Origin of the sequence: Granulicella aggregans (assembly GCF_025685565.1) — a bacterium.
In the GTDB taxonomy this organism is placed as follows: Bacteria; Acidobacteriota; Terriglobia; order Terriglobales; family Acidobacteriaceae; genus Edaphobacter; species Edaphobacter aggregans_B.
On record NZ_JAGSYE010000001.1, the window covers coordinates 1,163,833 to 1,175,579 of the forward strand.

Annotated in this window: 9 protein-coding genes; 3 read left to right on the plus strand and 6 right to left on the minus strand. The window is 58.9% G+C overall.

Annotation, left to right across the window (positions count from 1 at the left end; all coding sequences use genetic code 11):
• Positions 1 to 27: 27 nt before the first annotated feature.
• The 3 genes from OHL18_RS04720 to OHL18_RS04730 all read right to left on the minus strand — a co-directional run bounded on the left by OHL18_RS04720 (position 28) and on the right by OHL18_RS04730 (position 5,170).
• Positions 28 to 2,883, minus strand: a complete 2,856-nt coding sequence (locus OHL18_RS04720; protein ID WP_263373670.1) for a putative bifunctional diguanylate cyclase/phosphodiesterase — start codon at positions 2,881 to 2,883, stop codon at positions 28 to 30.
• Positions 2,884 to 3,237: 354 nt separating this feature from the next.
• The gene (gene accD / locus OHL18_RS04725; protein ID WP_263373671.1) at positions 3,238 to 4,125 is read right to left on the minus strand and encodes an acetyl-CoA carboxylase, carboxyltransferase subunit beta; all 888 of its coding nucleotides are present in this window, start codon (positions 4,123 to 4,125) and stop codon (positions 3,238 to 3,240) included.
• Positions 4,126 to 4,297: 172 nt separating this feature from the next.
• Positions 4,298 to 5,170, minus strand: a complete 873-nt coding sequence (locus tag OHL18_RS04730; RefSeq protein ID WP_263373672.1) for a LysR family transcriptional regulator — start codon at positions 5,168 to 5,170, stop codon at positions 4,298 to 4,300.
• Positions 5,171 to 5,299: 129 nt separating this feature from the next.
• On the opposite strand from OHL18_RS04730, the gene OHL18_RS04735 reads away from it, so the two are divergent.
• On the plus strand, positions 5,300 to 6,067 hold the full coding sequence (locus OHL18_RS04735; RefSeq protein ID WP_263373673.1) for an SDR family NAD(P)-dependent oxidoreductase: 768 nt from the start codon (positions 5,300 to 5,302) through the stop codon (positions 6,065 to 6,067).
• A 38-nt stretch (positions 6,068 to 6,105) separates the two neighbouring features.
• Here OHL18_RS04735 and OHL18_RS04740 read toward each other — a convergent pair whose 3' ends face one another.
• Complete coding sequence (locus tag OHL18_RS04740; protein WP_263373674.1) at positions 6,106 to 7,449, minus strand: DUF3863 domain-containing protein; 1,344 nt, start codon at positions 7,447 to 7,449, stop codon at positions 6,106 to 6,108.
• Positions 7,450 to 7,703: 254 nt separating this feature from the next.
• Between OHL18_RS04740 and OHL18_RS04745 the strand changes: the two genes are divergently transcribed.
• Both OHL18_RS04745 and OHL18_RS04750 read left to right on the plus strand, forming a co-directional pair.
• Positions 7,704 to 8,390: a dienelactone hydrolase family protein gene (locus OHL18_RS04745; protein ID WP_263373675.1), complete on the plus strand. Its 687-nt coding sequence runs from the start codon at positions 7,704 to 7,706 to the stop codon at positions 8,388 to 8,390.
• Positions 8,391 to 8,990: 600 nt separating this feature from the next.
• Complete coding sequence (locus OHL18_RS04750; RefSeq protein ID WP_263373676.1) at positions 8,991 to 10,424, plus strand: methyl-accepting chemotaxis protein; 1,434 nt, start codon at positions 8,991 to 8,993, stop codon at positions 10,422 to 10,424.
• Positions 10,425 to 10,663: 239 nt separating this feature from the next.
• On the opposite strand, the gene OHL18_RS04755 is transcribed toward OHL18_RS04750, so the two are convergent.
• Together OHL18_RS04755 and rsfS are read right to left on the minus strand one after the other, a co-directional pair.
• The gene (locus tag OHL18_RS04755) at positions 10,664 to 11,119 is read right to left on the minus strand and encodes a 23S rRNA (pseudouridine(1915)-N(3))-methyltransferase RlmH (RefSeq protein ID WP_263373677.1); all 456 of its coding nucleotides are present in this window, start codon (positions 11,117 to 11,119) and stop codon (positions 10,664 to 10,666) included.
• A gap of 7 nt (positions 11,120 to 11,126) precedes the next feature.
• Complete coding sequence (gene rsfS, locus OHL18_RS04760) at positions 11,127 to 11,708, minus strand: ribosome silencing factor (protein WP_263373678.1); 582 nt, start codon at positions 11,706 to 11,708, stop codon at positions 11,127 to 11,129.
• Positions 11,709 to 11,747: the final 39 nt, after the last annotated feature.

Genomic DNA, 11,747 nt, shown 5'->3' on the forward strand with positions numbered 1-11,747 from the left:
TGATCATGGCTGGGATGCGGGTCGTGTTCAAACCGCTCTGGCAGTCAGCGACTGGTCCTGGGCCCAATCGTCGAGCCGGTTCACGAGGGGTACTAGTTCCGCTGCGGGAACAGGACGGCTGAGGTAGTAACCTTGCGCGGTGTCGCAGCCTTCGAGTCCGAGGAAGTGGAACTCTTCGGCGGTCTCGACGCCCTCCGCGACGACGGCCATGGAGAGGCCGTGGGCCATGGCGACCATGGCGCGGACGACGGCGAGGCTGGTCTCCTCCTGCATGCACTTCATCACGAAGGAGCGGTCGATCTTGATGCGGTCGATGGAGAAGCGGGTGATGTAGGAGAGGCTGGAGAAGCCGACGCCGAAGTCGTCGATGGCAAGCCGGATACCCATTCCGCGCATCTCGATGAGCGAGTTCTGGGTGGATGCGGAGTCATTCATCAGAATGCTTTCGGTGATCTCGAGCTCGATCGTTTCGGGATCGCGACCGGACTCATCGAGGCAGCGGCTCACCATATCGGGCAGGCCGAACTGCTGAATCTGGCGCGGAGAGAGATTAACGGCAAGTAGGAAGCGGCGGCCAAGCTGGGCCTCGAGCAGGCCGATCTCATGGCAGGCCCGGCGGAGGACCCACTCGCCGATGGAGACGATGAGGCCAGACTCCTCGGCGACGGGAATGAAGTCTGTGGGCATGACCAAGCCCAGCTCCTGGCTGCGCCAGCGAAGGAGGGCCTCGAAGCCGGTGAGTTCGCGGGTCTTGAAATCGACCAGGGGCTGATAGTGGATCTCGAACTCGTTCGCGGCGAGGGCGCGCTCAAGACCGCTGCGCAGGCGCTGATAGACCTTCGTCGCCTTGTCCATGTCGTCGCTGTAGACCTGGAAGCAGTTCCGGCCTCTCGCCTTGGCGTGGTACATGGCGGTGTCGGCCATCTTCATCAGGGAGTCGGCTTCGAGGGCGTCGCCGAATGCGATACAGACCCCGACGCTGGCAGAAAGAGGAACCTCGCGGTTGCCGACGCGAAAAGGCGCGGAGAGCGCGGAGACGATCTTGGCGGCGACAAGCTCTACTTCCTTGGGATCGTTGAGGTCCGTGATGAGCACGATGAACTCGTCGCCGCTGATGCGTGCCACCGTGTCGCTGCCGCGGACGGACTGGCAGATGCGGCGCGCGGAGACCTTCAGCGCCTGATCCCCCGAGTGGTGTCCCAGCGAATCGTTGATCTGCTTGAAGCGGTCCAGGTCGAGCATAAGCAGGCCAATGCCTGTCTGGGAGCGTTTGGCGCGCTCGATGGCGATGGACAGCCGGTCGCGGAGGAGGCTGCGGGTGGGCAGGCCGGTGAGAGAGTCGTGCTCTGCCTGGTGGCGGAACTTCTCCTCGCTGTCCTGGATGAGGCCCTTCTGACGCCTCAGCTTGCCGGAAAGGACGATGACCCAGCCAAGAACGATCAGGGTAGCGGTCAGGGCTGCTGTCAGCACAATTACTGTATGGGTCGGCGTCCACCATGACGGAGCCTTCAACAGCAGCACGTCCCTTGGCGATCGCATGAAGATGCGGAATGATTTCCGAGAGGCTGGGCCTCCATAGCGGGCGCTGCGCTGATCGTCGATCTGGATGGAACAGATGCCGGTTACGCGGAGGAGGCTGCCGATTCGCAGTGCTTTGGAGGCAGCGCCGTCCATGCCTTTGGGAAGGATCGCCTCAAAGACGAAGCCGTCGGAGGACAGGATCAGCGTGGTGTCGGATGCGGCGGGATTGCGACCGATCAGCTCCGCCTCGATCTCGACCAACTCCGAGCCGAACGATCCTAGCAGAGCACTTTGCGCATTCACCTTTGACGGCATGGCGAGCTTGGAACTCTCTGCCGGTATCGAGGGTGCCTCACGGTAAGCCGCTTCGGTAAGCGATGGCACACTGCCGGAGGTCTCGACGTACCCGACTACATCCGCAACGTCTCCCAGAGCAATGGATTTTGTATCCGTGATCTGAGCGCAGACTCCATGGGTGGCGTCCTGGAGGCAGAGCAGGCTCCCAGGCCACATCAGAGTCACTCGCCCTCGCACGTGGGCGCGTTTTGGAAGTGAGGAGATTGGAGAGTAGCGCGCGAGATCTTCGATGGAACTCAGAGGGGCGCTGAATGGGTCGGCGGGCCCCGCTTCGAGGACCTCGATTCTTGAAGTATCCGGCGTGAGAAGACGAACGCCAATCATTTGCCGATTGCCATTGAAGATAGGCGCAGCGTTTCCACGGGCCTTAACTTGCGAATCTATCAGCATCCTGTAATCGCGGCCCGGTTCGCGGGGCAGTGTGACTGGGAGCAGGCCATCCCTCATCGCCAACTGGAGCACGATATTGAACTCAGTCTCGAAGACCGAACGGATCACGCCTTCAGCCTCGACCCACTGGCCGTCCTCTTTTCCGCTAAGCAGCCGTGTGTAGCTCACTGCGGGAGCTTCCGAGGGAAGAGGTACCCTGCCAAGTACCTTAACGCCGGGGTTGGCGATGATGGGCGCGTAGTCACCTAGACCGCTCCTCCCCGTTACTTCGACCAACGTTCCCGGAGAGATAGACTTGGTCCCCTTCGGGAGATCGACGAAGATACTTCCGCTGGCGTCATGGAGGAAGAGGAAGGATCGCCGGGGATCGACGTGCTCGTCTGAGTAAGTCACCACTCCGCGCAACCTGATTGGGTGGCCCAGGGCCGCTTCGGTGGTCGTCAGATCGTGGGCCTCCCTTGCCGTAGTGATCGGCCGGAGGGCATAGGAACGGGGTGGGGCCGGAGTTGGCTTCTCGCGGGCCCATGAGGTTTGCGGCAGGAGACTCACCGCGCAAACGAAGGGGGTAAGCAGGATCAGGCTATGGTCGAGCCCTCGGTTTCGTCGCCTGCTCATCTGCTCATCCGCTCCATTTCCATATCTCCCCAGAACGCGAATCGCCCTGGGCATCAGTGAAGCCATCGTTCGAGCGACACGGATCAAGAACCCAGCGAGGCTAAAGCGTCCTATCGGCAAAAAAAACGCTTTGTTCAGCTTGAAGCGTTCTTGCGCCGACGTGCGACTGACAGACCCGATGAAGAATGGGAGAATTTGAGGGGGGAGTGGGATGAAACAGGAGGAGAGCTTACGAGCTGGCGCTCGATCTCTAGGATACGATCCCCAGTAGATCACCGCTCTGACTTGCCGCAAATGTACACCCCGACCCGGGGTTCCACAAGAGGGAATTCCAGCAGATTAGTTCTGGTGCATCTATCGCACGGAGGCCCTGGTGGAATCTCCGGTCAGGGATACCGTAGCCGACGGAGTGATCCAGCTCAACGTCTGCGCCAGATAAGCCTTCATCTCTTTGCGGGTTACGATGGCGTCGAGGAAGCCGTGCTCTAGCAGAAATTCCGAGCGCTGAAAGCCTTCAGGCAGCTTCTGGCGAATTGTCTGTTCAATGACGCGAGGGCCAGCGAATCCGATCAGCGCCCCAGGCTCAGCGATGTTCAGGTCGCCAAGCATGGCAAAGCTAGCGGTGACGCCTCCCGTGGTCGGGTCGGTCATCACCGAGATGTAGGGAATCTTTGCATCGTCTAATCGCGCCAGGGCGGAGGAGATTTTAGCCAGTTGCATCAGGCTGGCAATGCCCTCCATCATGCGGGCTCCGCCGGATGCGGCGACGATGATCAGGGGATGTCCTGTGGCCAGCGAGCGGTCGATCGCCCGGGTGATGGTCTCGCCCACGACAGCGCCCATGCTGCCGCCGATGAAGGCGTACTCCATGACGCTCAGCACGACAGGATGCGGGCCAAGGTTGCCGATGGCGTTGACGATCGCGTCGTTGAGCCCGGTCTTCTTCTGGGCTTCGAGGAGGCGGCGTTTGTAGGGTTTGAGGTCGGTGAACTGGAGAGGGTCCGTTGACTTCAGTTCCAGGTCGACAAGCTGGTAGCCGGGTTCGAGCAGGTTCTCGACGCGGCTGCGGGCGTCGAAGCGGAAGTGGTAACCGCACTTGGTGCAGACCTGCAGATTGTCGGCAAGCTCCTGTTTGAAGAGGATCGCGCCGCAGTTACCGCACTTGGTCCACAGACCTTCGGTGCGGACGGTCTTCTCGGCGTCGTTGACTATCTGGTGATCTTCGCGCTTGAACCAGCTCATCTGCGGTGATGCCCCTTTTGAGTGCCTTGGTTATTGTACTAAGAAGCATGGAGGGGAGGTTGCGGCAGTGTGGTCGCGGAGACGAGCAGAGCTGTAGTGGCCGCTTATTGAGTTCTCAAAAGAGCGTGCATAAAGCCACGTCCTGGGAACATCTGAGCAAGCACTGAGCGCGTCAATCGCGGATTCGAAGGGTGTCGATGAGAGCCGCAAGAGCGGCGGGTTGGTTTCGGCGGCTCGGGTAGTAGAGAAAGTATCCCGGAAACGATGGGCACCAATCCTTCAAGATCGGAACGAGGCGTCGCTTTGCGATCAACTTGGCAAGAGTATCTTCGATCGAAGTTCCAATTCCGACGCCGTCAAGAACAGCTCTTATAACCAGGTCAGGATCATCGAAGGAAGCGGGTCCCTGGGGGCTTACGGTGAGAACCTTCCGGCCCTTTTCGAACTCCCATCGATAGAGGCCGTTGCTGAAGCGAAAACCGATGCAGGCGTGGTCTCTCAGGTCCTGTGGGTGTTTCGGGATGGGGTTCGATTCGAAGTATTCCGGAGAGCCAACGACGGCGAGACGCATCTCTCTGGTTACTCGGACGGCGATCATATCGCGTTGAATGAACTCGCCGAGTTGAACGCCCGCGTCATACCCTCCGGCTACGAGATCGACGGGATCGTTGGAAGAGGTAATCTCAAGAATGATCTCGGGGTAGGTGCGAGCGAACTGCGCGAGCTTCGGGAGAATCACCATCTGAGTCGCTGTGCGGGGGGCGATGATCCGTATCCGGCCGGATGGGGAGTTCTTTTGCTTCAGGGTGTCGGAGAGCGCCCGGTCGATTCTCTCTAACGCGGGAGCGAGTTCCTGAAGAAGGGCGGTGCCCGCGGTTGTGGGAGCGACACTTCGCGTGGTTCGGGCGAGAAGCTGAAGGCCGAGCCGTTTCTCCAGGCCTCGCATGGAGTGACTTAAAGCGGATTGCGAGATGCCGAGGCGAGCGGCGGCGCGGGTGAAATTGCGTTCCTCTGCGACCGTGGCGAAGGCGGAGAGCTCTGCCAAATTATTCCTGATCATCCATGAATATTACTCATGAAGCTTTGCATATTGAAACCCACTCTGCTCATGAATGAGTGACATCCTATATCTCGTGCGGCGATAGCGATCTCCGCGCAGATGAGGAGACTCGATATGAATATTTCGTTTGAGGGGAAGGTCGCTCTGGTAACAGGCGCAGCGTCAGGACTTGGGCTGGCAACCGCAAAAGCATTTGCTGAGGCCGGAGCCTCGGTTGTGCTGGCTGACTGGAACGAGAAGGAAGTGGGGTCGGCAGCGAAGCAGCTTGTCGATGGCGGCTACAAGGCGATTGCCGTGACGTGCGATGTCTCCGACGATGCGCAAGTGGAGGCGATGGTGAAGAAGACGGTCGCGGAGTTTGGGCGGCTGGATGCGGCCTATAACAATGCGGGCATTCAGAATGTGCTGGCTGAGACAGCCGATTCCCCGCGCGACGACTACGACCGGGTGATGAGTATCAATCTTCGCGGCGTGTGGAGCTGCATGAAGTTCGAGCTGCAGGTGATGCGAGAACAAGGCAGTGGAGCGATTGTGAACTGCTCTTCGCTGGGCGGGTTGGTGGGCGGCAATCAGCGAGGTACGTATCACGCAGCGAAGCATGGGGTGATCGGCTTTACCAAGAGTGCGGCGCTTGAGTATGCGACGCGCGGCATTCGCGTGAACGATGTTTGTCCAGGCATGATCCGTACACCGATGAGCGACAAGATGGAAGCCGAAGGCCAGGGCGAGCTCCTGAAGGCGATGCTTGAGAACTACGTTCCGATGAAGCGAGAAGGTCGCCCCGAGGAGATCGCGAATACGGTTCTCTTCTTATGCAGTGATGCGGCAAGCTACATTACGGGACAGTCGATCTCAGTCGATGGCGGATTCGTGATGCGTTAGTGGGAAGTGATTCGCGGATGACCGAGGCGGATGAGCGGTTAGGCGCGGGACTTGACTTCGGGGTAGCGTGCGTAGATGCGATGCTGGTCCTCTGAACTCAACTGCGAGAGGCGAACGGGCTTGTCCTGGCGACGTGTCCCCTTCTGGTTGAGAACGTTCATCAGGCTCCACTCGCGCTGTAGGCCTACGGGCTCCGTGGCAGGAAGGTCGTAGCGGGTGAAGTCGATGGCCAAGGGTTGGCTGTTCGTCGTCCAGTCATGCAGCAGGCCGAGGCGGAAGTCGCGGTTCATGAACCACTCGATCTCTAGGTTCTTCTCGGAGCCGGGAGCGCCGGTGCCCTTCATGTCGAAGCGATAGTTGAGCGCTGCGTTGCTGGCGTTGTGCTTGCGCCAATCCAGGCCAAATGCGCCCTCGGTGATGACCTGCGTGTCGGGCCAGCGGTCGTGCAAGGCCTGCAGCCACCACGTAAGGTCTTCGTCGTGGCCGACCGAGACCTCCCATATTCCTGTGACCCAGCCGAAACCGTTAAGGGCGTGGCCGCGGTCGAAGTGCGCGGCGGTGGTCTCGATCATCTCCCTGCGGCCAACTTCCTTGCCGAGATTGCCGACGGCCTCGATGGGGCCAACGCCGAGACGGCTGTTGAAGCCGCCTTCAAAGCCTTCTCGGCGAGCCGAGAGGAAGTCGCAGGTCCAGCCGTCGAGGCAGACAGAATCGATGAAGTCAGCTTTACCCTGGGCGGGCTTCAGGTAGTGCTCGCGGCTGGGGTAGTAGGGGTAGCATATGCCGCCGTCACCGTCGCCGTGGTCGATGCCATGTTGGCTCCAGATCTGGCCCTGGCAGACGTGGATGCCTTCGTCTTCTGCGAGGTGGCGCTGATTTTCCGCGTCCATGAAGCCGGCGACGAGGCACTCCGGGCGGTACTTGCCGCCAACCATCTCGGAGATCATATTGAGCGACTTGTGGATGGTCTGGCGATTGTTTTCCCGGGTGTCGTACATGGGGGCGAAGTAGCCGCCGGGGATGAAGGTGATCTCGTCGCCGTACTTGTCGTGGTAGGAGGCGAGCAGGCGTCTGCCCTCCTGGTACTCCTTGCGCTGGTCGATGAGGGCAAGCCAGCTTATGGCCCAGGTCATCTTTCCGTTGGGGCAGCCGCGGGCGAAGGCTTCACGGCGGGAGCGGAGGCGGGCTGGGCTGTTGTCGGGCGATTCATCCTGCCCGATAGAACGGGCGGGAGTTACTTCAATCTGGTTTACGCGGAAGACGGAAACGTGGGTGAGGAAGCGTCCTGTTAGAGGCGTATGGGAGGCAGCGAAGAGTTGCGGCTGCAGCACGAGCGAGGTCGCTCCGCCGAGGAATCGTCTTCTTGTCCAGATGTCGCTCATTTGATCTCTCGTGTCTCCGAGGTGTTCGAGGCTTCATGCTAGCAGCCGCTATGAGAAGTGAATAGAGAGTGCGGTTCGTGCTTTGCACGGAAGTCCCACCCTTCACGGGAAGCAAAAACGCGATGGATGGGGCAACCTGCCATAGGCTGTATGGCTGGCGCATCTTCGGCGCCAGGAGTTGATCGCGTTCGAAGGCTGATAGTAGATTTACGATGTCCGGTTGATGCCTCCTTGTGGGTCGGGGGAGATTGAATATGCATCGCGTTACCTTGAACCTGTTGTTGCTGGGGACACTCGTCATAAGCAGTGCATTGCCGAGCCAGACTTCGAAGCATCTTCGCTCCAGTGCCGGGGCGGAGATCGCTTATGACGAGTTCGGCAATCCGCTGTCGGCGAGATGTCTCGTCCTTCTACATGGAGCGAGTGGTCCCGTTCCGTTCTACCGAGATGAGGCGAAGTTCTTTGGAGACGAAGGCTTTCGCGTACTGATGCCGCACTACTTCGAAGCGACGCGAGGGCAGTCGCCTAGTTCTGAGAACTATCAGAAGTGGGCGAGCCTTACGGCCGACTTTGTCTCTGAGTGCCGCAAGCAGGCCGCTACGAAATCCGTGTTCCTCATAGGATTTTCATTGGGCTCGTCGGTCGCCTTGGCGGCCGGATCGCAAATTGTTTCAGTGGATGCTATCGCGGACTGGTATGGGAGCCTGCCGGACGAGTTCTTCTATCAGATGAAGGGTATGCCGCCGCTTCTGATTCTTCATGGCGAGGCGGATTCGAATATCCCGCTTATGAACGCACAACAGCTAGTGAAGCTTTGTGAGTTGAAGCACCTCGAGTGCGAGCATCACTTTTATGCGGACCAGGGACATGGCTTTGGTGGCTCAGCGTTGAAAGATGCGCGCCAGAGGACGCTTGCATTCTTTGTGGGTCATGCCAGGTGAGGATAGTTCGCCCACATCTTAGAAGCGAGATGTGGGCGAAACAGGGTTGTGGCGGCTGGTCAGGCGAGAGTGATGGAGAGGGTAGTCACGTTTGCGGCGGGGAAGGTGTGCATCAGCCTTCCGGATTTAATCTCACCGATCGCGGCTGGGGCGGGTCGGACCACGCATGGCGACCTTCTTCGCATGGCAGGGGAAGATGTTGTGCGTGACGCCGCTGAGCAGAGCGTCGCGCATGGTCGATTGCTGCGAGAGGTTGTAGTGCGTGTTGAGTTCCGTGCCCTTGCCGTAGCGTGCTCCCCGCTCGTTGACGAACCTCCGGTCTAAAAATGACGCTGGGTCGCAGACCGTTCGTGCGGTTGCGCGATGCGGAAGTTGCAGAGGTTAAGTGGTGTGGCGGACCTAGCTTGGCACGCTTTCGTGTCTAAGATGAAACTGCTGGCGACGCGTCCGGACTTCTTTTCTTGCTCTTATCCCATTTTTCCCATAGAGACGAGCTACGACCTGTCACTGCGACCGACAGCGGTCAATTTTACTGCTTGCTCAAATTCCGATTTGGCGCAGACAGAGTCCCGATTCATTTTGCGACGTTAAGGGGAAAGCATGACCATCAGCAAGAAACTTTATGCTTCATTCGCAGCTGTACTCGCCTCCACCATCATCCTGACGGCTGTGGGCATGGTTCAGGTAAACAAGATCAGCGACGCTCTAACCCTCATCAACGACGTCAACGGGGTGAAAGAGCGATATGCGATCAACTTCCGCGGGAGCACTCATGATCGCTCGATCGCAGTGCGTGATGTAACACTGGTGCCCGCCGCTGAGCTGCCGGACATCATTGAACATATCAAGCACCTCGAAGATGCATACAGCAAGTCTGCGCTTCCTATGGATGACCTCTTTGCCGCAGGTACCAACGTGTCCGACGAAGAGCGGAGCCAATTGGGAAAGATCAAGGATGCGGAGCAAAAAGCTACTGCGCTTCTGTATGACGTCATCCAAAAACAGAAGGCCGGAAGCAACGCACTAGCACAAAAAGAAGTCCTGGATGAGGCACGTCCCGCGTTTGTGGCGTGGCTGGCGGCTGAAAATGGCTTCATCGATATGGAAGAGACGTCCAACAAGAAGCAAGCGATCATGGCGCGAGAGATCGGGCTAGAGTTTCAACACCTAATGCTGATGCTCGCGTTTATCGCGACGGCGGTCGGCATTGCACTTGCAATCTACATCGTAAAGGGAATCAACTCCGCTCTCAAGCAAACAGCCGTCGAGCTCCAAGAAGGGGCTGATCAGATCGCATCGGCATCATCCCAGGTCACCGAATCGAGCCAGTCGCTGGCTCAGGGAGCGTCGGAGCAGGCCGCCTCTCTTGAAGAGACCTCTGCTGCCGCGGAGCAGATCAACTCGATGGCCCACAAAAATACAGTAAACGCCACGACCATGTCGCAGTTGGTCATCGATTCCAAGGCGGAGTTCGTCAACACGAATGAACAACTTGGCGAGATGATGGCGGCGATGGATGATATCAACGTCTCCAGCGGAAAGATCTCGAAGATCATCAAGATCATCGATGAAATTGCATTTCAGACGAATATCCTGGCGCTGAATGCGGCGGTAGAAGCAGCTCGCGCCGGCGAAGCCGGAATGGGCTTCGCGGTCGTGGCCGATGAAGTTCGCAGCCTGGCGCAACGGAGCGCACAGGCGGCAAAAGATACTGCCCTCCTGATCGAAGACTCAGTGTCCAAGGCGGTAGCGGGAAAGACGAAGCTCAGCGACGTCGCGACTTCCATCGAGCGGATATCAGGTGAATTTACAAGCATTGGCACCCTTGTCGACGAAGTGAGTCATGGGAGCAAGGAGCAGTCTATTGGCATTGAGCAGATCAGCAGGGCTCTGTCGCAGATGGAAAAGGTGACCCAGAGGACAGCTGCCAGCGCGGAAGAGACTGCGTCTGCGGCTGAGGAATTGACTGCCCAGTCCGTATACATGAAGGAGCGGGTGAATGAGATGGCCGGTGCCTCTGAAGCGTCCAGTTAGTCTTCGAAGCTTTACCACGGCTGACCGCGCTCCCCGCACACACCTGCTCGAGGGATTCCTGCCGTGGATAGAAGATAAGTCGGAGGATCGCCTACCGCGAAGTCAGCGCCGGGAACGTCAACGCCGAACAGCTTCAGCAGCTTCTAGTGGCTTATCGCAAAGACTTCGTTACCGCCCTTGAGCAGCAGAGTCCGCTATTTCTGTGAACGGGCGCAAAGGTTCTCAATTGCGGCATAGACCTAGTGGCCGGAGTGGTACGGGTGGCCCGCGAGGATGGTCAGGGCGCGATACACCTGCTCGGCAAGCACTACGCGGGCGAGCTGATGCGGAAGCGTAATCCTGCCCAAGCCGAGCAGCGAGCCCGCTTGGCTTCTCGCCTTCTCTGACCAGCCATCCGCAGGCCCGATGGCCAGGACCAGGCGTTGCGTCCCTTGATCGCGAAGACCTCCGAGTGTGGTCGCGATCTCTTCCGACAAGAGCTGCTTCCCCCGGCTGTCCAGAAGGATCGTGTATGGGGTGACGCGCCCCGGCTGGGCGGGGAGCCACGCAAGAAACTCAGGCTCCGACTCAAAGAGTTGAGAGTCCGTGGGCGTGTAGCGCGCGGCGCGCTTGGTGTACTCCGCGATCAACGTTTCGAACGCATCGGCCTTGGAACGGCTTCGCCTCGGAACGATGGCCGCGAGAGTGATCTTCATTGCCCGGTTACTTCGACTTCTTCGCAGCCTTCTTCACGACGGCTTTGGTGGCAACTTTCTTCGCAGTCGCCTTCTTTGGAGCAACCTTCTTGGGCGCTGCTTTCACGGCCGCAACCTTCTTAGCAACGGTCTTCTTAGCTGCCGCCTTCTTTGGGAGTGATGCTGGCTCGACTTTGGCTGTGGACTTTTTGGTCCGAGAGGCGGCAATCAGGGTCTTTAGCTCGGAGCTGAGCGTCTCGACGCTGATGGTGACAGCGGACTTGCGAAGCCGCTCCAGACCATAGAACGCACGCTTCTCCGGAGAGAAGACGTGGACGATGAAATCGGTGTAGTCCATCAAGATCCACTCGGCCTGGCGGCGCCCTTCGACCGAGGTGGGATAGACGCCGAACTCGCGCTTCAGACGGATCTCGATCTCGTCAGTGATGGCGACGTTTTGCCGCTCGTTGGTGCCGTTGCAGATCAGGAAGTAGTCGGTGAGGCTGCTCTCGGTGGGGTCGAGGGCGAGGATGCGGATGTCTTCCGCTTTTTTGTCTTCGCAGGCTGCGGCTGCGGCGAGGACGAGTTGATAGCTTTCGATTGATGCCATGGATTAAGTGTATCGCTGTCGTAGAGCTTCGGAGAAAAG